Origin of the sequence: Bacillus paramycoides (genome assembly GCF_038971285.1) — a bacterium.
Taxonomy (GTDB): domain Bacteria; phylum Bacillota; class Bacilli; order Bacillales; family Bacillaceae_G; genus Bacillus_A.
Window position 1 is genome coordinate 5,162,303 of the sequence record NZ_CP152427.1, and the last position, 24,730, is coordinate 5,187,032.

A 24,730-nucleotide genomic window follows, 5' to 3' on the forward strand; every position below is an offset into this window, starting at 1 on the left:
AAAGCCTCCCTTTATTTTGTCCTCATAAGTAAGTATATGAAATATGGTGCACCAATTACAGAAATAACAAGACCGACCGGTATTTCTGAAGTTGTTAACACACTTCTTGAAATTACGTCTGCGAATAAAAGTAAAAACGTCCCTATTAGTGCAGCGGTAGGCAGCATAATTTGGTGTTTACCACCAACAAGGCGCCTCGCTAAATGCGGAGCCATTAAACCGATAAAACCAATTCCTCCGGCAACAGCAACAGATGCACCAGCTAAACAAACTGCAATAAATAATAATTTACGTCTTTCTTTTTCTACATTTACACCAAGGCCAACTGCTGTGGAGTCGCCTAGGTTCATTACGTTTAATATGTGAGCCTTGCTAATAGCAAGTGGCAAGAAAATAACCATCCATGGAAGTACACTTAATACAAACTTCCAATCTGTGCCCCATAGACTTCCTGCTAACCAAATCGTAGCAAAACGGAAATCGTTAGATGTCATCTTCATAGAAAAAATTAAACTAACAGCACCAAACCCGGCTGCAACAGCGATACCGACAAGTATTAATCTCGTTGATGAAACGCCGTCTTTCCATGCTAGTAAATAAATAATAACCGCTGCTAATATCGCACCAACTAACGCAAAGAAAGGAAGAATAAATACAGATAAAAATGTACCAGTTCCAACTTTCCCGAAGAAAAAGTAAACGAAGATAACGACTGTTAATCCCGCTCCAGCGTTAATACCAATAATACCTGGATCAGCAAGTGGATTACGTGATAACCCTTGCAAAATCGCACCTGACATCGCTAAAGCAGATCCAACTAATATAGCAATGACCATACGTGGCATACGGAATTCAAATAAAATAACAGACTGATCTTCAGCCCCGAGTCCAACCAATGACTTTAATACGTCCATCGGTGGTATTTTAAATGTCCCTGTATTTAAACTTACTAAAAATACAGTAACGATTAATCCTACTAAAATTGTTAAAACCGAAACGTTCTTTTTTGTTAAGACACTTGTCCTCACATTTTCCCTCTCCCTTCGTTACGTGCTAAGTAGAGGAAGAATGGAACCCCAATTAGCGCTGTAATTGCTCCAATTGGCGTTTCAAATGGCGGGTTAATAACGCGAGATAACATATCTGCACATTCAATTAACAGCCCGCCTAAGACCGCAGAACATGGAATAACCCATCTATAGTCCGAGCCTACAAGGAAACGAGTCATATGCGGGATTACAAGACCAACAAACCCTACTGATCCTGCCATGGAAACTGCGGAACCCGTTAAAATAAGAACAAGTACTGTTCCGATAAATTTAATTAATGTCGTATTTTGACCAAGTCCAATTGCAATTTCTTCACCAAAGCTCAAAATTGTAATATATCTCGACATCATAATCGCGATAAAAAGACAAACAAGGCCAATTGGCACTAACATATTAATACTTTGCCATTTCACTCCAGCAACTCCGCCTGCATTCCACATGCTCACCTCTTGGGCAAGATTAAAATACAATGCGATTCCAGATGAAATTGCCCCTAATAAAGCACTAATAGCTGCACCTGCTAAAGCTAATTTCACAGGTGTTAATCCACCTGGTGAAGAAGACCCAATTCCATATACAATGCTTGCACCAAACGCAGCTCCAATAAAAGATGCGATAACAAACATTAAATAAGGTGAATTAGGGAAAAATGCATACATAATTGCAATTCCAAATACAGCCCCATCTGTAATTCCCATTAACGATGGTGAAGCAAGTGGATTTCGCGTCATGCCTTGCATAATTGCTCCTGATACCGCTAAAAAGGCACCTGCAACTACGCCCCCTATTGCTCTAGGCATGCGAAGCTCTTGAATTACGTTATGATGTGTAATAGATCCATCAAACTGAAATACAGCTTGCCATACAGTCTTTAAACTAATATCTGCAGCCCCAAAAGAAATAGAAACTGCCATGCTTAAAGCTAACAAAACTGTACCCGCTACTAAAATAATAGAAGCGATGAGCGGTCTGCTCTTAATCTCTTTAACATTCTCTTCTTGCTGTTCTATACTGCTTGCGCTCGCTTCCATCCCTCAACCATCCTAACCAACAACATATATTTATTAAAATGAAATTTATTCTCAAATAGTAATAAAAAAAATAAAATGAATCGTTCTTTTCCTGATAATGATTCTCAGAATCAGACACCTTCTATTCTACCTATCGCTTCCAAAGACTGTCAACTATTATTTTGAAATACAAATTCATATAGGTTGAGACCTTAATAAATAGATAATGCCTATCTGTCATTATCTATTATCATCACCAATTAAGCTTCCACAGAATAAATCCTTTCCTTTATGGGCATAAAAAAAGAAGAGTAATCTGTTCACTCTTCTTTTCCTTACTTATTTAACTTTGCTTCAATTTTTACAATTAGTTCGTCTTCTGTCGGTGCCGCAACTGGACGGTTATTTACAAATGCGAATGATTTTTTACGACCAGGACCACAGTAAGACTGACATCCAACTTCAATCGTTGCACATGAATCTACTTTTTTTAGCTTTGGAATCAACGTTTTAACGTTCGTTGCCTGACAATCATCACACACACGAAATTCGTTTCCCATTATATAACACTTCCTCTATTTTAAACTTTTCTCAAGTACATTTAAAAATAAACACTAAATGGTATTTTACCGCTCTTTGAAGCTCGTTGCAAGTTTCCTTGTGACGCTCTTTCCTCATATAATGCTACATATTTATATGTTCTCCTACAGAAGCTTCCGTCATTCTTGGCAAAATTTATCCCGCTTTAATGGGCAGTAAGACCTCCATCTCAAAATTCAGCGAAAGCAAAGAATCTAGGTGGGAGGCGGGCTGCCCATTAAAGTCCGATTGGTGAGGGCTAATAATCAGTGGGAGACGAAGAAAACCCCCACTGATTAAAGTTTCACTTTATACCTTTCATCGAAATCTACCATATTTTTAAAAGCTTTGTATAAAAGCTCATTTTTTTGCCCATTATAAAAATAGGAAGTTCATAAAAAGAAAGGGAGTTGAATCTATGAAAGTAAGACAAGATGCTTGGACGGATGAGGATGATTTATTACTTGCTGAAACTGTACTTCGTCACGTTCGAGAAGGAAGTACGCAATTAAATGCATTTGAAGAAGTAGGAGACAGGTTGAATCGTACATCGGCTGCCTGTGGTTTCCGTTGGAATGCTGTTGTTCGCTATAGCTATGAACAAGCTCTTCAACTAGCAAAAAAACATCGTAAAGATAAAATGCGCGCTGCAAGCGGTGAACAAGCGAAAAAACGTTTACTTTATACACCACCAGCTTCAGATTCGATAACTGATTATGAAGAATTTGTACAAGAGGAATCGATTGTACAATACAAAGAAGCTATTCCATATAAAGAAACTACCGTCCCTGCTGCAAAAGGCTCTATGACAATGCAAGATGTTATTTATTTTTTACAAACAGTCGGATCTTCCAATATAAAAGTGACAGCTCTTGAAAATGAGAATACGAGATTGAAACAAGAAATTAAATCACAAATCCTTCGAAATGAAGAACTAGAAAAGAAACTAGAAAAATTAGAAAAGCAATCTCATACTGTACAAGAAGATTACGAAACACTTATGAATATTATGAACCGCGCTCGTAAGTTGGCAGTCATGGATGACGAGGAACGTTCTCAAACATCTTTCCGAATGGATCGAAACGGTAATTTAGAAAAAATTGCAGAATAAAAAGGATGCATATAATGCATCCTTTTTTAGTCTTTCACCTTTAAATTTTCCCTTTATATGTGAGAAAACCCCATTCTTCATTTTTTGCTATAATAGAGATTGTCATTTTAAAGATAAGGGGTTAGTTATATGAGCAATTCCCGTTCCATTTTATCTCAGCCAGAGTGGCGTATTGTAGATCAGTCTAGTTTGGGACCAACATTCCATGCATTGCAGTCCTTCGCCATGGATGACACATTATGCACAAGCATTGGAAATGGTCAATCAGCTGCAACAATGCGTTCTTGGGTTCATCACAATACAATTGTTCTTGGCATTCAAGATTCACGCCTACCGCACTTGGAAGAAGGTATTTCTTTTCTAAAAGAAAACAACTTCAATGTTATCGTTCGGAATTCTGGCGGACTTGCAGTCGTACTTGATGAAGATGTTTTAAATGTATCACTGTTATTCCAAGAAACAGAAAAGGGTATCGATATTGATCTTGGATACGATACAATGTGGCATTTAATTCAAGAAATGTTAAAGGATTACGATGTTACAATCGAGGCAAAAGAAATCGTTGGTTCTTACTGCCCTGGTAGCTACGATTTAAGTATTCGCGATCAAAAATTTGCTGGTATTTCACAGCGCCGTATTCGCGGCGGTGTCGCCGTCCAAATTTATCTATGTGCTACAGGAAGTGGTTCTGAACGTGCCACACTCGTTCGTGATTTCTACAACCTAGCCATTCAAGGAGAAGAAACACGCTTTACGTATCCTGAAATTGTACCGAGTACGATGGCCTCACTTTCAGAATTACTTGGCGAAACCATTACAGTACAAGATTTAATGATGCGCCTTTTAAAAACATTACAGCAATTCGCTCCAAAATTAACACCATCTCAATTAACAATAGATGAAATACCTTTATATGAGACGAATTTACAGCGTATTATTGATCGTAATAATAAAGCACTTGGCTTAGAAAAATAAAGACCGTCGCTATTATAGCGACGGTCTTTATTTCAATTCATTATAGAATTAAAGTGCTTGAGCTGCTGTAATTAAAGCTAACTTGTACACTTCTTCTTCGTTACATCCACGAGATAGGTCGTTTACAGGCATGTTTAAACCTTGTAAGATTGGTCCTACTGCTTCGAAGTTACCTAAACGTTGAGCGATTTTGTAGCCAATATTACCAGCTTCTAAGCTTGGGAATACGAATATATTAGCATCACCTTTAATTGTAGAACCTGGAGCTTTTTTCTCAGCTACAGATGGTACGAATGCAGCATCGAATTGGAATTCTCCATCTAAAGCTAATTCAGGAGCCATTTCTTTTGCAATGCGAGTTGCTTCTACAACTTTTTCTGTTTCTGGAGATTTCGCAGAACCTTTTGTAGAGAAGCTTAACATAGCAACGCGTGGATCAATACCGAATAGTTCAGCAGTTTTCGCACTCTCGATACCAATTTCAGCTAAATCTTGGCTGTTTGGTGCAATGTTAATTGCACAATCAGCGAATACATATTTCTCTTCTTCACGTACCATGATGAATACGCCAGAAGTTTTTGTAACGCCTGGTTTTGTCTTGATGATTTGAAGTGCTGGACGAACTGTATCAGCTGTAGAGTGAGCTGCACCACTTACTAAACCGTGTGCTTTGCCCATGTATACAAGCATTGTACCGAAGTAGTTTTCGTCTTTAAGGATTTTGCGAGCGTCTTCTTCAGTTGCTTTACCTTTGCGGCGTTCAACGAAAGATGCTACCATTGCATCCATTTCTTCGTATGTAGCTGGGTCGTAAATATCAACGCCTGCTAATGTTAAATTCATGCTAGCAGCTTTTGCGCTAATTTCTTCTTTATTACCAACTAAGATTGGTTTTACTAACTCTTCTTTTGCTAAACGCTCTGCAGCGCCTAAAATTCTTTCATCAGTTCCTTCAGGAAGTACGATAGAAATGCCTTTTCCTTGAACTTTTTCTTTTACTGTTGTAAATAAGTTGCTCACGAATAAACCCTCCTACATATGTTAAAAAAACTCTATCTTTAAGAATACTGCTTTTCTTCTATATTTTAAACTTATAGCTCCCAAAAAATAGATAAAATAAAAATGATTATATTTTCATAAAATTCAGCATAGAAATAAATCCCCTTTAGGCCTTATCTCTTCCTATTTTCAAGTAAATTTAAATGTGACAATTTTATGCGCCAAGGCTTTATATAGATGATTTTAAAACTATATATGCTATAGTTAACGTGTAAAACTATCATTAACTGAGGTGAATGGAATGAGTGAAGCAACAACAACGTTAGATGGCTGGTATTGTTTACATGATTTACGTTCTATTGATTGGGCTGCATGGAAAACATTATCTAGCGACGAACGCGGACAAGCTGTGTCTGAATTTTTAAATGTCGTTGAAAAATGGAATGAAGTAGCTAGTGCGAAAAAAGGCAGTCATGCGATGTATACAGTTGTTGGCCAAAAAGCTGATATTATGCTTATGATTTTGCGTCCAACAATGGAAGAGTTAAATGAAATTGAGACAGAATTGAATAAAACAACATTAGCTGAATATATGGTTCCTGCATACTCTTACGTATCTGTTGTTGAACTAAGCAACTACCTTCCAGCTGATGAAGATCCATACCAAAACCCACAAATCTTAGCCCGCTTATATCCTGAGTTACCAAAAGCAAATCACATTTGCTTCTATCCAATGGACAAGCGTCGCCAAGGTGATGACAACTGGTACATGCTTCCTATGGAAGAACGTAAAAAAATGATGTACAGTCATAGTAAAATCGGTCGCCAGTACGCAGGTAAGGTGCGCCAAGTTATTTCAGGATCTGTTGGATTCGACGATTTTGAGTGGGGCGTAACATTATTCGCTGACGATGTTCTTCAATTTAAAAAACTTATATATGAAATGCGCTTCGATGAAGTAAGTGCTCGTTATGGTGAATTCGGAACATTTTTCGTTGGAAACATTTTACCAGACGAAAAAGTAGAGAAATTTTTACACATATAAAATCGTAAAAAAGGAACGAAATTCGTTCCTTTTTTTATTACCTTCTATATTTCTCTTCAAAAAACTTCTTTTCTCCACAAATTTGAACAAAAATCGACAAATACCTTTCAAATTCCTTACAAAATTGTAACCTTTCTATATCCAAATTTATGCTAAAATGGTACGAGCTATATGCTAATAACGATGCGAAGGTGATAATCTATATGAAGAAAATCTTATCTGTTTTACTAATGCTTTTATTGTCAATTTCTTCCTTATCAGTAACAACATCCCATGCCGAAGGAAAAATACACATTGAGGCAGCTGCTGCACTTCTATTTGATGCAGATACAGGAAAAATACTGCATGAACAAAATCCAGATGAATTACTAGCTATCGCTAGTATGTCAAAATTAATTGTTGTTTATGCCGTGTTAGAAGCAATTAAAGAAGGAAAAATCACTTGGGATACAAAGGTAAACATTTCTGATTACGCTTATGAAGTTTCACGTAATAATGAATTCTCTAACGTTCCCTTCGAAAAGGGACGTCAATATACTGTAAGAGAACTATATCATTCTATCGTTATCTTCTCTGCAAACGGATCTAGTATTGCCTTAGCAGAACTTCTTGCAGGCAGTGAGAAAAACTTCTTAAATCTTGCAAATGATCATGCAAAAAAACTAGGGTTAAAGAAATATAAGTTTGTAAACGCTACTGGGTTAAATAACGCTGACTTAAAAGGAAAACATCCTGAAGGAACTGATTCGAATGGAGAAAATTCCATGTCAGCTCGCGATATGGGTATGCTTTCAAAAGCAATGATTACAAAGTATCCAGAAATGCTAGAGGATACAAAACAAAGATTTAGAAACTTCCCAGATAATCATCCGAAACCAATCCGTATGGAAAACTGGAACTGGATGTTACCAGGTGCCGCCTTCTCTTATGAAGGAACAGATGGTTTAAAAACCGGTAGTTCTGATACTGCTGGATACGGATTCACTATTACAGCAAAACGTGGTGACTTACGCCTCATTTCAGTAATTATAAAAACAAAATCAATGGACGAGCGTTTCACTGAATCCCGTGAATTAATTGAATACGGATTTAATAATTTCGAAAAACAAAAACTAAAAGTGGATGAAAACAATACAATCTCTGTAGTAAAAGGGAAAGAAGACCAAGTCACTGTTACACCGGAAAAAGAAATAACAGTAATTGCGAAGAAAGGTAGTAAAGATTCTTATAAAATTGGGACTGAGGTAGATAAATCCCTCGCTGAGGATGGACATTTAGTTGCCCCTGTTAAGAAAGATGCCAAGGTAGGATCGATTACTTTAGAATCAACTGATAAATATGGTTTCTTAGACGGTAGTAAAAGTATGAAGGTTACCGCAAAAACGACAGAAGAAGTTGAAAAAGCAAACTGGTTTATGTTATCAATGCGCTCTATCGGAGATTTCTTCTCAAACTTATGGTCTAAAGTATTTTAATGATGAAAAGCTAGCTTTTTTTATTTTCTTCCCTCAATTTAAAACTTCGTTTGGTTGTCATATCTGAGTCCTTTTTCTCATACGTATGAACTAGTAATTGTTACACACTTCATCTAGAGATAAACCTCTTTCCACAAGGGATTCCAAAAAGAGAGGTGACACATAATGGGCGTTATCGCGTATAACGAAGAAGATGTAAAGTTATTAGCTAGACTGATGCGTGCTGAAGCTGAAGGAGAAGGTCAACAGGGAATGTTGATGGTCGGAAACGTTGGAGTAAATCGTGTCCGCGGAAATTGTTTAGATTTTAAAAAAATACGTAATTTACGTCAAATGGTATATCAAAATCCTGGTGGTTTTGAGGCAACGCAAAAAGGATATTTTTATCAACGTGCAAGGGAACAAGATATTGCCTTAGCAAGACGAACGATTCAAGGACAACGCTTTTGGCCTGCAAATTTTGCCTTATGGTTTTTTAGACCTGAAGGTGCATGTCCACCAACTTGGTATAACCAGCAAAACTCTGGTCGCTTTAAAAAGCACTGCTTCTTTCAGCCATCTGGCGCGGATTGTCCTAGCGTATTTTAAGGATTGATAATGAGGAGGGATTTTTGAATGGCACAGCAACAAAATCCGTATTACGGAACTGGATTTTATCAACCATCTGGAACTTACGTACAGCCGCAACAAATGACCCAACAGCAACAACAGCAAGCAATGCAACAACAAGCAGCTCAAGCTGCGCAAGCTCAATATGCAATTTCTCAAGGCATGTTGCCTCTAGAACAATCCTATATTGAAAATATCCTTCGCTTGAACAAGGGCAAGCAAGCTACAGTTGTAATGACTTATGAGCGCGGTAGCTCACTCGGTACACAATCGTATACAGGTATTATTGAGGCTGCTGGTCGTGATCATATTGTAATTAGTGAGCCACAATCAGGGAAACGTTATTTACTATTAATGATTTATTTAGATTATGTAGAATTCCCAGAAGAAATTACGTATTTACCTAGTCAACAAGCAACTTATGCTCCAAGACCATAAAAAAAGCTGGCATATGCCAGCTTTTGTTCTTTATAATCCTTTTACAACTGCAGTTCCGACTAAGATCCATGCCACGATAAACGCTACACCACCAAGAGGTGTAATTGGACCAAAAAACTTAATCCCTGTTGTGCTTAACGCATACAGACTACCTGAGAACATAATAATCCCAGCTACCATAAGCCAACCAGCAGTAGTTAAAAGTGATGATTGAATTTTATCCATCAATAAAGCAACTACGAATAGCCCACCTGCATGTAACATTTGATATGTAACACCTGTTTTCCAAACTTCTAACATTTTTGCAGAAATTTTATTTTCTAAACCGTGTGCTCCAAATGCCCCTAACGCAACAGATAGCCCCGCTGCAATACAACCTAGTAAAAAGAAAATTTTCATCTTAATTCCCCTTTTTTACCTTTATCATAAGCAATTTTTTCATATAAGCCAAACGATTTATCTTCTAAAAATCAAATAAAGAATTACCGTTTGCATCACTTTCTTTTATATATACTGGCTCATCAGAAATTGGTGTGATTGGTTGCATCGTTATTGGTTGTGATCCGATGATTTGTGATTGAATTTGTGGCTCTCTATACGTAGAAGATTCAACCTGTTCATCTAATAGTAAATCACATAAAGCACGCACAACTAATACATGCTCTTTTGACTTTTGTCCTTCACTACTTTTTGCTTTTGCAATTTCATTCGCCATTTTATTTAAAATTTTATCACTCGATATTTGCATTCCTTGTCACCTCTTACTTTGTAGTTCTTTCTCAAATTGTCCCAGCTTCTCTACTGAACCAAATACTATTATCATATCATGTTCTTGTAGTTTTTCCTGCCCCGTTGGATTATGTATAACATTCCCATTTCTCAAAATCGCTAAAATTGTTACGTCAAATTGATTTCTCACATCACTCTCGAGTAATGATTTACTAGCTAAAATAGAGCCCTCGCCGACTGCAATCTCTTCAATTACAAATGACTGCTCCACGCCATACAGTACTGTATCAATATAATGAACTGTTAGCGGATTCGCAATACCTTTTGCAATATGAATCCCTGCCATGCTAGATGGATTAATCACTTTATTTGCGCCAGCTCTCTTTAATTTGTCTTCAGTTTCTGGTTTTTCTGCTCTTGCCACAATTTTAATTGCATCGTTTAATCCTCTAGCTGTTAATGTAATAAATACATTTTCAGCATCATTTGCAACGATAGCAACTAAACCCGCTGCCTTTGAAATTCCGGCATGATGTAGCACTTGGTCTTCCGTTGCATCTCCATGTACATACAAAAGTTTTTCCTTCTCTAATATGCTTTCATCTTTATCCACGACGACAAATGGGATTTTCTTTTCTTGTAATTCATGTACAACTTGAAGCCCGACTCTACCACAACCACATACGATAATATGATTTTGTAACTGCGCTATTTGTTTATCCATCTTCTTCCTCCGCACTGCATGAAAGAAATTCCCTTCAATAATCATAGCTGCCACTACACCAATTGCATATGTAACGATACCGACGCCAACAGGTATAATAAGAAGTGCAAAAACTTTTCCTGCATGTGTTACAGGAACGGCATCTCCGTATCCAACGGTTAATACAGTAATCATCGTCATCCAAAATGCTTGAAACAAACTAATCTCTTCAATCGTCATAAATCCTAACGTTCCTAGAATTACAACAAAAGTCATACATATAACTGCTATCCATAATTGCTTACGTGCATTCATATCGTGTTTCAACTCTTTTCTCTATCTACAATCTTTGCCAGTGGAAATGAAATACATATATACTAGATACGGAATCTATGAAAGAGGTTGATATAATGAAAACATTTCTTTCCGCCTTACAATGGGCGCTCTTTATTTTAGCTGGGAGCCTTATCGTACCAATTAGCGTCGCAACTAGTTATGGTCTCGATGGTGCTGAAGCTATTGCATTCGTACAAAGAACATTATTTGTTCTTGGTTTTGCTGGCCTACTGCAAGCTATATTTGGGCATAAACTTCCTATTCAAGAAGGCCCTGCAGGGCTTTGGTGGGGGATTTTCTCCCTTTATGCAAGTTTAGGTGTCGTATTATTTGGATCAAGCAATGAAACACTTAAGGTCCTTCAGTACGCTTTCCTATTAAGCGGAATCATTTGTATTATTCTTAGCGTTTTTGGACTTATCGATAAACTAGTTCGCTATTTTACACCGACAGTCATTGGAACATATTTATTTCTTCTTGTCGCACAACTGAGTGGGTCCTTCTTAAAGGGAATGTTTGGCCTTGACGGACAACATACAGAAGTACAAGCTGACGTATTTATTCTATCACTGATTGTTATTTTACTATCCTTCTTCATCATGAAGCTACCTATTATCGGACAATACTCTGTTCTTTTCAGTATCGTCTGCGGTTGGATTTTATTTGCATGTTTCGGATTATCCAATCCAGTAACGCCTGTGACAGATATAATCCGTTTTCCGTCTCTATTTGTTTTCGGGATGCCTCGTATTGAGTGGAACATGGCCATTACGGTCGTTTTCGTTACACTATTACTTCTAACAAATATGTTAGCAAGCATTCGTGTTGTGCAAAAGGTTGTTTCTAAATATGAGGAGAATACTGCACCAGATCGTTTCAAACAAGCCGGCATTATAACGGGAATAAATCAATTGCTAGGAGGTCTTTTTTCAGCGATTGGTCCTGTCGCTATTTCTGGATCAGCAGGCTTTATTGCAACGACTAATATTTATAAACGACTCCCATTTATGTTAGGATCAAGCTTTATTATTCTCGTTAGTATATTCCCAAAGATTACTTCATTCTTTGCGGCGATACCTGTCGCAGTTGGATACGCTGCCATTTATCCTGTATTTGCAAGCATGATCGGTCTTGCCTTCCGCGAATACGAAACGGTGCAGAATAAAGAACGATTATTTAAAGTAGCGGGGCTTTCAATCTTTACAGGCGTCGGCGTTATGTTCGTTCCAGCAGGAGCATTTTCTACACTCCCACCATTTCTAGCATCATTTTTAAGTAACGGTCTCGTTCTTGGATCTGTAATGGCAATTTTGCTCGAAATACTATTTTCTCGTTCAACAGAAAAACAACGATCGTAAATTGGAAAACTTCCATTATTGCACTCTACCTATAGAGTTGTTACGATAATAATAAATTGAAAGCTAATCAGGAGTTAACAGTATAAATTATCATGGGCAACACACTCATGGTAATTTATACTAACAATATAGAACTTCTCCTAACTTCACATAAAGTGAAACTTTAATCAGTGGGGGTTTTGTTCATCCTCCACTGATTATTAGTTGAACCAATCGGACTTTTACGGGCAGTTAATGTGGAATGAAGAGGTTCGATGTCTTACTATATATTCCCTAATATCTTCATAAAACTTTATTTCTATTTCAACAAAGAGAGGAATTTTCAATATGACTTATAAAATGATTGTTTTAGATTTAGATGATACTTTATTACGTGATGATCATACTATTTCACCTCGTACGAAAGAGGCTCTAATGACTGCACAAGAGCAAGGTGTAAAAGTTGTACTTGCTTCTGGTCGTCCAACGTTTGGTATGCGCAATGTAGCGAAAGAACTTCGTTTAGAAGAATACGGTAGTTTCATTCTATCTTTTAATGGTGCAAAAATTATTAACTGTAAAACAAACGAAGAAATCTTTAGTAGTACGCTATCTCCTGAAATCGTTCACAACCTATTTGAAATTAGTAAAGCTGAAGATGTATGGATTCATACTTATATGGGCGATGATATCGTAACGGAAGAAAATAATCCTTATACTGAAATTGAGGGCGATATTACTGGTATGCCAATTGTTGTAGTAGATGACTTTAAAGCCGCAGTTAAAGAGCCTGTAGTCAAAGTATTAATGAATAAGGAAGCTGAACGCCTTGTTGTAGTAGAAAAGAAACTACAACAACAACTAGAAGGCCAATTAAGCGTTATGCGTTCTAAACCATTCTTCTTAGAATTTACTGAAGCCGGTGTTACAAAAGGAACAAGCTTAAACAAACTGATCCAAAAGCTTGGCATTAAGCGTGAAGAAGTGATCGCAATGGGCGATAGCTATAACGACCAAGCGATGATCGAATTTGCTGGTCTTGGCGTTGCAATGGGCAATGCACCTGATGATATTAAAGAAATTGCAAACTACGTAACAGATACAAATATGAACGATGGCGTTGCAAAAGTTGTAGAGAAGTTCGTACTAAAAAAAGAAGCGCTTGTTTAATATTTTCACCCATAAAACCTATTTGAAGTCAAATACTTCAAATAGGTTTTTATTTAAATTACCACTCTTTTGTGACTATATTTTGAACTTTGCACTATTCTCGTAGTGTAAACTTTCTTTTTGTATATAATGAAACAAAATAGACTATTTTATTTTGAAAAAGAATACAAATTTACTATATACAAGCATACGTTAAAGGAGGTTGCTTTATGTTATCTACACCAATCGGACGATTAAGAGCAATTGGACTAGTTGAGGGTATTTCTTTCCTATTACTATTATTTGTAGCAATGCCATTGAAATATTTCGCAGGATTTGCAACGGCTGTTAAAATTACAGGCATGGCTCATGGTGTTCTATTTATTCTATTCATCTTTGCAGTAATTCAAGTAACAATCGCACACCGTAAATCAATTTTATGGGCACTTGGAGCATTCGTTTCATCAGTTATCCCATTTGGTACTTTTGTACTAGATGCTAAATTAAAGAACGAACAACAATAATAAAAAGGTAGTTAACGACTGTTAACTACCTTTTTTATTTACAAATTTGGAATTTCCCAATCAATTTCACTCTCGCCCATATTAGCTAAAATCGTATTCACTTTAGAATATGGTTTACTCCCAAAGAAACCACGTCTTGCTGATAGTGGACTTGGATGTACAGATTCGATAATATGGTGCTTCGTATTCGTAATTAACTTTTTCTTCGCCTGTGCATGACGTCCCCACAATATGAAAATAACTGGCTTTTCACGTTCGTTTAATAGCTCAATTACGCGATCCGTGAAGTGCTCCCATCCTTTCCCTTTATGAGAATTTGCTTCACCTTGTCGAACTGTTAATACAGTATTTAATAATAAAACTCCTTGCTCTGCCCACTTTACTAAATAACCGTTATTCGGAATTTCATAACCATATTCATCTCGAAGTTCTTTATACATATTTAACAATGATGGTGGCGTTTTAATACCTGGTTGTACCGAAAAGCTTAAACCATGTGCTTGATCCGGTCCGTGATATGGGTCTTGTCCTAAAATAACGACCTTTGTATTTTCATAACTTGTATATTCTAGAGCGTTAAAAATATCTTCTACTTTCGGATACACTACATGTGTGCTGTACTCTTCTCTCAAAAAATTAGCTAAAGTAAGATAGTATTCTTTCTCGAATTCCGGTGCCAATAATGGCCCCCAATCATTTTTTAAAACATTTTTCATACTTTCACTTCCCGTCCAATTAATTCACCATATCCTGCTTTGTAAATACTACAAACGAAATAATTAGGGACACAACGGCCCATACAGTTAAATTCATCAAAGAAAATCCCATCGATAAACCTTGTAATGCAGGTAATTTTCCTGATAAATAATCCGTTAATGATAAATTCACACTAAAAATATATTTTGCGCCTTCCCAAGATGTTGCGAACGAACTTAAAATACCGCCTGCAATTAATGCAGCTAGCATAACGCCCATACCAGCTGGTGTATTACGAATTAAAACAGAGACCATAAATGATATAGTTCCAACAACGATAGCAACAAACCAGGCTAGTCCATACGCCATTAAGATGTATTGCCACTGCGGAATAAGGTGCACAAAGTTCGTATTTAACGTTTCCTTATCAATGACGAACCCTGTTAAAACAGGTAAATTCCATCCCGAGTACCCAAATACAAGCCCTGATAGTATGTAAGCAAACAAACCTACAAGAAACAGTATGAGCGAAATGAAAAATAACATCGTCACGTATTTACTAAGGAGTATTTTCCAGCGCCGAATTGGCCGCGTAAGTAACATCTTCATCGTCCCATCACTTCGTTCTCCTGAAACGATATCAATGGCGACAATCATTACGAGAAGCGGAATAAATAACGTAATTCCTTGTTCAATAAATGCTCTGACAAAAGTCGGTGCACCCGGTGCCATCGGGTTAATATCATGATCTAAATAATATTGTTGTTGCTCAACTCTTACCTTTAACCAATCACGCCATTCTTCTGGCAACCTAGAATTGTTCAATCGATTTTGAGAATCAACAATTTGCTGTTGTAATGAAACCTTCCAATCAGTTGTACCGAGTCTTTTTTGTGTCGTTTCTATTTCACGATACTGCGCGTACACAAAAAGCGGGATCAAGATTGCTAAAATAAGCATGACAACAAAAATACGTTTCTTGCGGTAAATCTTTTCTGATTCATTTAAAACTAGATTCGCAAATTCATGCATGCTGCTCACCCCTTGTGAGTTCAATAAATAAATCTTCTAGCGTAAATACAAGTTCCTTAACGCTATGTACATCTATCCCGTTTTCTACAAAATGTTTATTCCAATTACTTATAGATGCGATATTCATGCGGCATAGTAATCGATTACCTTCTATACTCACTTCTCTTACTTCCTCAACATCTTCTAGCATATCTTTTGCCTTAAGAATTGGTGTAACAATCCATTCTACGCGATCACTTGCTGTTTGAATTAATTCTTCAACCTTGGCAACTGTTATCATTTTTCCTTTATGAATAATAGCAACGCGATCACATATCATTTGCACTTCACTTAGCAAATGACTTGAAATAAACACACTCATATTTTCTTCTTTCACAAGCTTATGTATAAATTCCCTAAGTTCTCTAATCCCAGCTGGGTCTAAACCGTTTGTCGGCTCATCTAATATGAGCAATTTGGGATTTCCAAGAAGCGCTTGCGCAATACCAAGACGCTGTTTCATACCGAGTGAGTATGTTTTTACCTTATCGTGAATTCTTTCATCCAAATGAACCATTTGAGCAATTTCAATAATACGTTCATCTGATATACCACCTAACATACGGGCAAATTGTTTTAAATTTTCCCATCCCGTTAAATAGGTATACAGTTCTGGGTTTTCAACGATACTCCCAATTTGACGCATCGCTTCTCTGAAATTTTCCTTAATAGAATAACCGCCGATAGAAATCGTGCCTTCTGTTTCCTTAATCAATCCAACTAACATTCGAATGGTAGTCGTTTTTCCGGCACCATTCGGCCCTAGGAAGCCAAACACTTCTCCTTGTTTTACATCAAAGGAAATATTCTCTACAATCGTCTTCTTTCCAATTACCTTCTTCACGTCTCGTACGGAAAGTATCGTCGTCATTTTACCCCTCCTTGTTCTAGTTTTAATTTACTCGCAACATTTTGAACTAATCGGTCCGCCATATATGTATATCCTATTTCATTCGGATGGAAATGATCGGAGTATAATAAATCTTTCCCACGGTTTTGGAATAAATCAAATGTCGGTGTAATATACACATTTTTATTATTTATCGCCAATTTTTCTAAAGATGCATTCCAGTCTACAACAATGTTTGAAGACCCTTTTAAATCTTCTACATTTTCAAAAGGATTATATAAACCTAGCCAAAAAATTGGGCTATCTGTATTTAACTTACGAATTTCTTCTATAATTTTCTTCGCTTCATTCTGGAATGTTTCTGTATCAGGACGGTATGTTTCTAAATCTATCTTTCCAAGCGAGTCCCAACCTGGAAATAAATCATTTCCTCCAATCGTTAAAACGATTACATCTGCTTGCTTAATTGAATATTGAGCGCCACTACTCTCAATTTGTTTTAATAAGTCAGGCATTTTCGCACCACTAACCGCTAAGTTAGTTAAAGCAACCTTTTGCTTATAATCTTTTTGTAAATCTTCTTTCATCCGTCCAACATAGCCAATTCCTTCTTTATCACCAACACCGCGTGTTAATGAATCACCTAAACTAACGATTTGTAACGTTCCCGTTTTCTTTTTCTCTTTTGCCACTACATCGGTCTTTTTAATTAAATTTGAAGCTTTCGGATTTAATACATCATTTACACCTGAAACAAAGCCATATGCAAATAAACAGAAAGATGCAATTGTAATGAGTAGAATTACTTTTACTACTTTTGATCTCATATCAAAACCCCTTTTAGCCCTCATAGATTGTCCATAATTATACCAAACGCAATTTTGAAAAGCGATTTTCAAACCTTATCTATTATGTTGTTTCCCTATGTACTAATTCTGGCAATAACTCTACGTGCTTTATATCGATTTGCTCATCATTAATCTTTTCATATAATAATTCAAATGCCTTCACACCAACATTTTTACTACAATACGAAATCGTCGTAATGCCTAAAATATCTGCCACATCTTGATCATCACAACTGATAATCGTAATATCTTCCGGAATACGAATGCCTTGTTTTTTCGCTTCCGTTACTATCCCCGCGGCAATATGGTTGCAAGATACAAGAAACGCTGTTGGTTTTACTGACATACGTGTCCATTCCCTAATCACATTACGCCCATCTTCCACTGTAAAACAGCCTTTAAACTTCCAAGCCTCTATCGGTGTTACAGCAATCTGTTGAAGGGAATCTTCATATGCTTGTTTTCTTCTCTGACTATTAATGCTATTACTTCTTCCAATGCAATACCCAATACTTGTATGGCCCGCATCTATTAAGCTTTTCATTCCGCGCGAAAACACTTTATAGTAATCAATATGCACACTCGAAATGAAATTCGAGTCGATTTCTTCGCACATAACAATAGGGCCGAATTTTGTATATTCTTCAAGCTTTTCCTTACTATTTGCCCGCGAACATATAATAACCCCATCAAGTTTTTTCATTTTTAACATATTTAAAATTTCTAATTCCCTTTTCTCACTATAATTCGTCTGACAAAGCATCATATTATAATTATTCTTTGCTGTTTCCTTTGATATCCCCTCGATAATAGCGCTATAATATTGATCATTTACGTGCGGTAATAACACGCCAATTACATTCGTTTTTCCTTTCACTAAATGAATTGCATTCACATTTTGCGTATAATTTAATTCTTCTATAATTGCTAAAATTTCTTTTCGTTTCTGTTCATTCACATATGGATGATTATTTAGTACACGTGAAACAGTTGAAACAGATACCCCAGCAAGCTCAGCAATCTTCCTTATATTCGTCATCTCATTTTCCCCTTCCCTGTAAAAATTCTCCCTTGACCTGGTAAGCTTTCCACAATATATCCTTTCCTAGCAAATACTTTTTGAAAGGATATACAACTATGCTTCGACTCAAATTAGAATATATATTTTTCATTGGCGGTCTACTCATTCTCGCCATCGGCATTAATATGATGACGACAATTACTTCCTTTGGACTTAGCCCTTATGATTCCTTCTTTATTGCACTATATCAAAATTTCGGGATAAGTATTGGTTTTTGGATTTTCATGATTAACTTTGCTTTTACCCTTATCGTACTCTTTTGGAATAAAAAACAAATTACAATTGGTACAATTGTAACAATGGTTCTTATTTCTCTTTTTGTTGATTGGATTGGTTCCATTACAACTATTATGGACGCTATCCGTTCTCTTCCAAAATATATAACACTTGTTTGTGGAAATCTATTCATTGGAGCCGGTATTGGCCTTTACGTCTCTACAAATCTTTGCGCAGCACCTCAAGAAGCTTTCGTTTTAACAGTTGCTGAGAAAAAGAAATGGACATTTAGAAGAACGGAAATTTCGTTAGCATTCTTATTTTTAACATTAAGCTTCTTATTAGATGGACCTATCTATTTTGGAACAATCATTTTATCCTTTACAACAGGCTGGATTATCCAAGCATTTATTCAAGTTGGTACGAAGATTTTAAATAGAAAAGGGCCTATTAAGCAAGCTGCTTAATAGGCCCTTTCTGTTTTATGATACGAGATGCTACTTAGCATCCCCTTCAATTCGATAGTTTGCTTTCAAACAATCTATTTCTTCATACGATTGCAATGTATGTAGAATATAATCATAATCAGCAAGAGACGCACGATGCGTTACAATTACAATTTCAGCCTTTCCTTTCTCTTCAAGTGGCATTTGAATAATCTTTTCAAAGCTAACGCCACGCTCAGAGAATAACGAAGTAATTTTTGCAAATACACCAATTTCATCTTTCACATGAAGTCTTAAAAATTTCTTCACAACAATTTCGTCTGGCTCTTTTAATACTTTTTGATATTGCGGGACTACAGCACTATTTCCTGTTACCCCTAATCTAATATTTTGCATTACAGCTACTAAATCGGAAACAACAGCTGTTGCTGTTGGTAAACTTCCTGCACCTGGTCCATAAAACATCGTTTCTCCGACCGCTTCCCCATACACATATACAGCGTTATATTCGTTTTGTACGGCCGCAAGAGGATGTGTATTTGGAAGTAGTGTCGGTTCAACTGTAACCTCTAATTTTTCACCATCTCGCTTCGCAAGGCCGATTAATTTAATCGTGTATCCTAAACTCTTACTGTATTCAATATCTTCTTCTGTAATAGAAGTAATTCCTTTTACCTTCACATCTCCAAGCTCTACATTTGTAGAGAAACCAAGGGTAGCCAAAATCGTCATTTTTCTTGCTGCGTCTAAACCTTCTACATCTGATGTTGGATCTGCTTCTGCAAATCCAAGTTGCTGGGCTTCTTTTAACACGTCGTTATATGCTCTCCCTTCATCTGACATTTTCGTCAAAATAAAATTTGTCGTTCCATTTACAATTCCCATTACTTTCGTAATAAGATCTGAAGAAAGTCCCTCTACGATACTTCGTAAAATCGGAATTCCTCCGGCTACACTTGCTTCATAAAACAAATCTGCTTTATTATCTTTTGCTACCGCTAAGAGTTCCGCTCCATGTAACGCCATTAAATCTTTATTGGCAGTCACAACATGCTTCCCGCTTTGTAAAGCTTGTAAAATATATGATTTTGCATCATCAATGCCACCCATCACTTCGATGACAACATCAATATTTGGATTATCTAAAATTTCATTTGCATTTTGCGTTAATAGAGTAGAAGGTACCTCTACTTCTCTCTCTTTTTCAATATTTTGTACTAGTACTTTCTTTACTTTTACAGGACAACCTACTTGGTGTATGAGTCGCTCTTGATGATCTGTAATGATACGAACTACACCGCTACCAACTGTCCCAAGACCTAATAAACCAACTTGAATTTCTTTCATAATACTGTCCACCCCTCAAAAATTGTGTTTAGATGAAATTATATGAGTAAAAAATCTGAAAAACAATGTTTTTAGAACATTCGGAAAAATATAAGTTAACCATTGCAAAGAAAACGTTGCCACGTGTTACACAATCTTTTTTTATAATACATAAGGGGTTTCTTGATACACGTAATAATTTAGCCAATTAGAGAATAATAGATTTCCATGGCTTCTCCACCTTACAAGCGGTTTCTCATTTGGATTATCATGCTTAAAATAATTTTTCGGCACATCAATATTTAACCCTTTGTCACGATCTCGTTCGTATTCTTGCTTTAACGTATCACAACTATATTCACTATGACCGAGCGCAAACACTTGTCTTCCTTCTTGCCCAATAACAAGATGAACACCCGCTTCCTCAGAGTTTGCTAATAACGTTAACTCTTTCACTTCTCCAATGTCACTCTCTCGTACTTCCGTATGACGAGAATGCGGGGCAAAAAATAACTCATCAAACCCTTGTAACAATTTCACATGTTGCTCACGAACTTCATGTTCAAATACACCAAACATTTTCTCCTCAAGAGGATACTTTGGAACACCATAATGATGATACAAACCAGCCTGTGCCCCCCAGCAAATATGAAGCGTAGATGTTACGTTCTTTTTTGAATACTCCATAATACGTTTAAGCTCTTCCCAATAATCTACCTCTTCAAAAGAAAGGGTTTCAACTGGTGCTCCTGTAATAATCAGTCCATCAAATTTCTCATTCTCAATATCACGGAATGTCTTATAAAAACTCGTTAAATGTTCCTGTGCTACATTACGGGATAAATGTGATTCCATATGAAGTAAATGAACATCTAATTGCAACGGTGTATTGCCAATTAAACGAAGTAATTGCGCTTCTGTTTCTTGCTTTGTAGGCATTAAATTTAATATAGCAATTTTCAAGGCCCGTATATCTTGTGTCTCTGCTCGCTCCTTCGTCATTACAAAAATATTTTCCTCCTGCAACACTTTGCGAGCCGGTAAATCTTTATCAATTATGATCGGCATGTTGTTTGCCTCCGACTAACGCTGCTTCTAAATCGGCAATAATATCCGAAACATCTTCTATACCAACCGATAAACGAATTAAATCTGATGTAACGCCAGCTAAACGTTGATCTTCAGCACTTAATTGTCTATGCGTTGTACTAGCGGGATGTATAACGCAAGTTCGCGCATCAGCTACATGCGTTACGAGAGTTGCTAGTTTTACATTTGCGATAAATTCTTTCGCTGCTTCTAATCCTCCCTTAATGCCGAATGTTAAAACCCCACTAGCACCTTTCTTCAAATACTTTTGTGCTAACGAATAATTTTCATTACTATCTAACCCTGGATAATTCACCCATTCAATACGATCATGGTTAGCAAGCCACTTAGCAACTGCAAGAGCATTTTCACTATGACGCTCCATTCGTAAATGCAGTGTTTCTAAACCGATATTGCTAATATAGGCATTGAATGGGCTCATACAGTTTCCGTAGTCTCTTAATAATTGAACACGTGCCTTCACAATATAAGCTGCTGCACCAAAATTTTGAACGTAACTTACGCCGTGATAACTTGGATCCGGTTCAACTAGTTCAGGATATTTCCCATTTTTCCAATCGAAGTTCCCTCCGTCAATGACAATGCCGCCTAACGAACTCGCATGACCATCAATATATTTCGTCGTAGAATGAACGATAATATTTGCTCCATGTTCAAATGCTTGGCATAAATAAGGAGTTGCTAATGTATTATCCACGATAAAAGGCACTTCCAACTCTTTCGCTGCATCTGAAAGTTCTTTGAAATTTAAAACGTTCATCGCTGGATTTCCTAGCGATTCTGCATAAACGAGTTTCGTCTTATCATTAGCAAGGGCCACAATTTCATCAGCAGTTAAATTCGGATTAAAGAATGTAACATCAATACCAAGCTTACGCAAACTCACTCCAAATAAATTAAATGTCCCGCCATAAACTGTGGAAGAACAAAGCAAGTGGTCTCCGCTACTACAAATATTTAAAACAGCAAGCATAATAGCAGCCTGCCCAGAAGCCGTTGCAACAGCTCCTACACCACCCTCTAAATCCGCTAGCTTTTGCTCAAATGCAGCTAAAGTAGGGTTTCCAATACGCGTATATATATACCCTTCCGCCTCTAAGTTAAATAAGGCTGCTAAATCATCCGAAGTATCGTATTTATACGTTGTACTTTGATAAAGCGGTAAAACACGCGGTTCACCATTCTTTGGCGTATAGCCACCTTGCACACAAATTGTCCCTTTTCCCCATGATTCTCCCATCTCTCATTCTCCTTTCTTTTTATACAAAATAAAAAACTGCTCCTTTCCTGAAAACAAGAAAGGAGCAGTTTGAAAACACGCTCTAAAGGCTCTTTCTTATCTTTCAGGATTATTACCTGCAGGATTTGGCACAATTCCGTTATACGGCTGTTGCCAAGGTTTCATCGGGCCTGTCCCTCCACCTTTTCTTGATAAGACTATGCAATTACCGTTGATTTTATAGCAATAATTTCCTAATGTCAATCAGTTTGTCTGAATGTTCTAAATTAATTACGAAGAATTTAACATGCATAACAAAAGAAATATATTCCATATCTATGTGAAAAAGACCTTTCAAAACCCCTGATTACTATATAGAATTAAATAAGTAGTTTAACGTATACATTTCAAATTCTCACGAGACCTCAATATATTGAATAAGTCACCCTCTCAAAAAAATACTATACATATTCATTTAAAAGTAGCATATTTAATCCTTTTAACATTACAACTTACATAACGGAGGTATAACATGACAAACACAAAGGACATGCACTATATACTCGTCCTATACGGCACTCTTTTAGGCTCTATAGTAGGAGCAACAGTCTGGTTATTTTTAGTTACAATAAATATCGGCATTCACTTTATTTGGGAGTACTTACCTACTATTTTCGCTTCTCCCCCTTACTACACTATTTGCGTCACAACTATCGGTGGTATTCTCGTTGGTTTAACTCAAAAGTATTTCGGCACATATCCACGTCTTATGCCAGAAGTGATGGGTGAATACAAAGAAACAGGTAGAATTGAATACCGCTTTGTACATAAAGCTACTTTAACTGCGATTATCGTTTTAATCTTTGGAGCTAGCTTAGGTCCTGAAGCAGCACTTGTTGGCATTATTGGTGGACTTTGTACATGGGTAGGGGATCGTTTTACATTCGCCTTAAAGGGAATGAATGAACTAACAGAGGTTGGAATTGGTGCTACTTTAAGTGTAATTTTTAATGCGCCGCTATTCGGTTATTTAGCTCCAAATGAAAATGAGGGTGACCAAATTAATGAATTTTCTAAAGGACAAAAAGCAATTGTATATTTAGCTACTACTTTCGCTGGTTTTTCCATTTATTTATTACTTAGTAAATTCGATAATCGCGGATCCTTTATCGTTGATTTCGGAGAAGGTTCTCTTTCTCTTAACGAATGGATTGCCTTTCTACCACTTGCTAGTATCGGTGCTATAGTTGGATTCTTTTATTTCAAATTAGAATTCACATTAGAGAAATTAATCCATCCCTTAAAAGAATATAAACTAGCACTTGGAATTATTGGTGGTATTTTATTAGGAATTACAGGAACGTTTCTCCCGTACACGTTATTTTCAGGAGAACATCAATTAAAAGATTTAGTCGTGGAATGGAGCCATTTATCCTTCTGGGTACTACTTCTTTCAGGTGTTTTAAAATTATGTATTACTGCCGTTTGTTTAAATACAGGTTGGCGCGGCGGGCATATTTTCCCCATTATATTTGCTGGATCTAGTATTGGATATGCGATAGCGTCCATTATCCCGATAGATCCAATCGCTTCGGTAGCCATCGTCACGACAGCAATTTCAAGCTATGCATTAAGAAAACCAATTGCTATAACCTTACTACTACTCATGTTTTTCCCGCTCAATTTACTATTACCAATGCTTGGAGCGGCAGCGATTGGTAATACATTTCCACTTCCTAAAAACAGCGAAGCTACAAACGCATAAAAATAGGCAGTAGGGACAAAAGTTCCACTGCCTA

At 36.7% G+C, this 24,730-nt stretch carries 26 protein-coding genes and 1 riboswitch; of the genes, 11 read left to right on the plus strand and 15 right to left on the minus strand.

Annotation, left to right across the window (positions count from 1 at the left end; genetic code table 11):
- Window positions 1-11: 11 nt before the first annotated feature.
- From AAG068_RS26855 to AAG068_RS26865, 3 genes are all read right to left on the minus strand, one after another.
- Window positions 12-1,028: a FecCD family ABC transporter permease gene (locus tag AAG068_RS26855; RefSeq protein WP_001260777.1), complete on the minus strand. Its 1,017-nt coding sequence runs from the start codon at window positions 1,026-1,028 to the stop codon at window positions 12-14.
- On the minus strand, window positions 1,025-2,080 hold the full coding sequence (locus tag AAG068_RS26860) for a FecCD family ABC transporter permease (RefSeq protein WP_242318754.1): 1,056 nt from the start codon (window positions 2,078-2,080) through the stop codon (window positions 1,025-1,027). The genes AAG068_RS26855 and AAG068_RS26860 overlap by 4 nt, the downstream gene beginning before the upstream one ends.
- A 314-nt stretch (window positions 2,081-2,394) precedes the next feature.
- Entirely contained in the window at window positions 2,395-2,619 is a 225-nt protein-coding gene (locus AAG068_RS26865) for a DUF1450 domain-containing protein (RefSeq protein WP_000526077.1), read from the minus strand.
- 437 nt (window positions 2,620-3,056) lie between these two features.
- Between AAG068_RS26865 and AAG068_RS26870 the strand changes: the two genes are divergently transcribed.
- Both AAG068_RS26870 and AAG068_RS26875 read left to right on the plus strand, forming a co-directional pair.
- Complete coding sequence (locus tag AAG068_RS26870; protein ID WP_001980712.1) at window positions 3,057-3,749, plus strand: RsfA family transcriptional regulator; 693 nt, start codon at window positions 3,057-3,059, stop codon at window positions 3,747-3,749.
- A gap of 129 nt (window positions 3,750-3,878) precedes the next feature.
- Complete coding sequence (locus AAG068_RS26875) at window positions 3,879-4,724, plus strand: lipoate--protein ligase family protein (RefSeq protein WP_342716475.1); 846 nt, start codon at window positions 3,879-3,881, stop codon at window positions 4,722-4,724.
- A gap of 48 nt (window positions 4,725-4,772) precedes the next feature.
- On the opposite strand, the gene pta is transcribed toward AAG068_RS26875, so the two are convergent.
- The gene (gene pta / locus AAG068_RS26880) at window positions 4,773-5,744 is read right to left on the minus strand and encodes a phosphate acetyltransferase (RefSeq protein ID WP_342716476.1); all 972 of its coding nucleotides are present in this window, start codon (window positions 5,742-5,744) and stop codon (window positions 4,773-4,775) included.
- A gap of 280 nt (window positions 5,745-6,024) precedes the next feature.
- Here pta and hemQ point away from each other — a divergent pair, with 280 nt between their 5' ends.
- The 4 genes from hemQ (at window position 6,025) to gerQ (ending at window position 9,290) form a co-directional block, all read left to right on the plus strand.
- Window positions 6,025-6,768, plus strand: a complete 744-nt coding sequence (gene hemQ, locus AAG068_RS26885; RefSeq protein WP_001287590.1) for a hydrogen peroxide-dependent heme synthase — start codon at window positions 6,025-6,027, stop codon at window positions 6,766-6,768.
- Window positions 6,769-6,971: 203 nt separating this feature from the next.
- Window positions 6,972-8,243, plus strand: coding sequence for a serine hydrolase (locus AAG068_RS26890; RefSeq protein ID WP_342716477.1), 1,272 nt, complete (start codon window positions 6,972-6,974; stop codon window positions 8,241-8,243).
- Between the two features lie 165 nt (window positions 8,244-8,408).
- Window positions 8,409-8,831 carry a cell wall hydrolase CwlJ gene (cwlJ, locus tag AAG068_RS26895; protein WP_342716478.1) on the plus strand — a complete coding sequence of 141 codons (423 nt, stop codon included), beginning with the start codon at window positions 8,409-8,411 and terminating at the stop codon, window positions 8,829-8,831.
- Window positions 8,832-8,858: 27 nt separating this feature from the next.
- Window positions 8,859-9,290: a spore coat protein GerQ gene (gerQ, locus tag AAG068_RS26900; RefSeq protein WP_342716479.1), complete on the plus strand. Its 432-nt coding sequence runs from the start codon at window positions 8,859-8,861 to the stop codon at window positions 9,288-9,290.
- A 30-nt stretch (window positions 9,291-9,320) separates the two neighbouring features.
- Here gerQ and AAG068_RS26905 read toward each other — a convergent pair whose 3' ends face one another.
- From AAG068_RS26905 to AAG068_RS26915, 3 genes are all read right to left on the minus strand, one after another.
- Window positions 9,321-9,689 (minus strand): DUF423 domain-containing protein, encoded by a 369-nt coding sequence (locus tag AAG068_RS26905; protein ID WP_342716480.1) that lies wholly within the window; start codon window positions 9,687-9,689, stop codon window positions 9,321-9,323.
- 64 nt (window positions 9,690-9,753) lie between these two features.
- Window positions 9,754-10,038, minus strand: a complete 285-nt coding sequence (locus AAG068_RS26910; protein ID WP_098668218.1) for a YwdI family protein — start codon at window positions 10,036-10,038, stop codon at window positions 9,754-9,756.
- Between the two features lie 6 nt (window positions 10,039-10,044).
- Window positions 10,045-11,037, minus strand: a complete 993-nt coding sequence (locus AAG068_RS26915) for a potassium channel family protein (RefSeq protein WP_342719824.1) — start codon at window positions 11,035-11,037, stop codon at window positions 10,045-10,047.
- A 95-nt stretch (window positions 11,038-11,132) separates the two neighbouring features.
- Between AAG068_RS26915 and AAG068_RS26920 the strand changes: the two genes are divergently transcribed.
- The 3 genes from AAG068_RS26920 (at window position 11,133) to AAG068_RS26930 (ending at window position 14,068) form a co-directional block, all read left to right on the plus strand.
- Window positions 11,133-12,416 carry a purine/pyrimidine permease gene (locus AAG068_RS26920; RefSeq protein ID WP_342716481.1) on the plus strand — a complete coding sequence of 428 codons (1,284 nt, stop codon included), beginning with the start codon at window positions 11,133-11,135 and terminating at the stop codon, window positions 12,414-12,416.
- A gap of 327 nt (window positions 12,417-12,743) precedes the next feature.
- Window positions 12,744-13,565: a Cof-type HAD-IIB family hydrolase gene (locus AAG068_RS26925; protein WP_342716482.1), complete on the plus strand. Its 822-nt coding sequence runs from the start codon at window positions 12,744-12,746 to the stop codon at window positions 13,563-13,565.
- Window positions 13,566-13,774: 209 nt separating this feature from the next.
- On the plus strand, window positions 13,775-14,068 hold the full coding sequence (locus AAG068_RS26930; protein WP_098668222.1) for a DUF3817 domain-containing protein: 294 nt from the start codon (window positions 13,775-13,777) through the stop codon (window positions 14,066-14,068).
- A gap of 38 nt (window positions 14,069-14,106) precedes the next feature.
- Here AAG068_RS26930 and AAG068_RS26935 read toward each other — a convergent pair whose 3' ends face one another.
- From AAG068_RS26935 to AAG068_RS26955, 5 genes are read right to left on the minus strand one after another with little or no spacing between them, the layout of a single operon-like run.
- Window positions 14,107-14,784, minus strand: coding sequence for a uracil-DNA glycosylase (locus AAG068_RS26935; protein WP_342716483.1), 678 nt, complete (start codon window positions 14,782-14,784; stop codon window positions 14,107-14,109).
- A 19-nt stretch (window positions 14,785-14,803) separates the two neighbouring features.
- Window positions 14,804-15,796 (minus strand): ABC transporter permease subunit, encoded by a 993-nt coding sequence (locus AAG068_RS26940; RefSeq protein WP_342716484.1) that lies wholly within the window; start codon window positions 15,794-15,796, stop codon window positions 14,804-14,806.
- Window positions 15,789-16,706 carry an ABC transporter ATP-binding protein gene (locus tag AAG068_RS26945; RefSeq protein ID WP_342716485.1) on the minus strand — a complete coding sequence of 306 codons (918 nt, stop codon included), beginning with the start codon at window positions 16,704-16,706 and terminating at the stop codon, window positions 15,789-15,791. Before AAG068_RS26945 ends, AAG068_RS26940 begins: the two co-directional genes overlap by 8 nt.
- A complete protein-coding gene (locus AAG068_RS26950) occupies window positions 16,703-17,584 on the minus strand; it encodes an SGNH/GDSL hydrolase family protein (RefSeq protein WP_342716486.1) in 882 nt (293 codons plus the stop codon). The genes AAG068_RS26945 and AAG068_RS26950 overlap by 4 nt, the downstream gene beginning before the upstream one ends.
- Before the next feature lie 10 nt (window positions 17,585-17,594).
- Complete coding sequence (locus AAG068_RS26955; protein WP_342716487.1) at window positions 17,595-18,572, minus strand: LacI family DNA-binding transcriptional regulator; 978 nt, start codon at window positions 18,570-18,572, stop codon at window positions 17,595-17,597.
- Between the two features lie 98 nt (window positions 18,573-18,670).
- On the opposite strand from AAG068_RS26955, the gene AAG068_RS26960 reads away from it, so the two are divergent.
- Window positions 18,671-19,297: a YczE/YyaS/YitT family protein gene (locus AAG068_RS26960; RefSeq protein ID WP_342716488.1), complete on the plus strand. Its 627-nt coding sequence runs from the start codon at window positions 18,671-18,673 to the stop codon at window positions 19,295-19,297.
- 30 nt (window positions 19,298-19,327) lie between these two features.
- Here the strand turns inward: AAG068_RS26960 and AAG068_RS26965 are convergent, their stop codons facing one another.
- From AAG068_RS26965 to AAG068_RS26975, 3 genes are all read right to left on the minus strand, one after another.
- Window positions 19,328-20,623: a homoserine dehydrogenase gene (locus AAG068_RS26965; RefSeq protein ID WP_342716489.1), complete on the minus strand. Its 1,296-nt coding sequence runs from the start codon at window positions 20,621-20,623 to the stop codon at window positions 19,328-19,330.
- Between the two features lie 141 nt (window positions 20,624-20,764).
- Window positions 20,765-21,670 carry a homoserine O-acetyltransferase MetA gene (metA, locus tag AAG068_RS26970; RefSeq protein WP_342716490.1) on the minus strand — a complete coding sequence of 302 codons (906 nt, stop codon included), beginning with the start codon at window positions 21,668-21,670 and terminating at the stop codon, window positions 20,765-20,767.
- Complete coding sequence (locus AAG068_RS26975) at window positions 21,654-22,952, minus strand: bifunctional O-acetylhomoserine aminocarboxypropyltransferase/cysteine synthase (protein ID WP_342716491.1); 1,299 nt, start codon at window positions 22,950-22,952, stop codon at window positions 21,654-21,656. Before AAG068_RS26975 ends, metA begins: the two co-directional genes overlap by 17 nt.
- 93 nt (window positions 22,953-23,045) lie before the next feature.
- Window positions 23,046-23,150: riboswitch (SAM riboswitch) on the minus strand.
- Between the two features lie 313 nt (window positions 23,151-23,463).
- On the opposite strand from AAG068_RS26975, the gene AAG068_RS26980 reads away from it, so the two are divergent.
- Window positions 23,464-24,696: a chloride channel protein gene (locus tag AAG068_RS26980; RefSeq protein WP_342716492.1), complete on the plus strand. Its 1,233-nt coding sequence runs from the start codon at window positions 23,464-23,466 to the stop codon at window positions 24,694-24,696.
- Window positions 24,697-24,730: the final 34 nt, after the last annotated feature.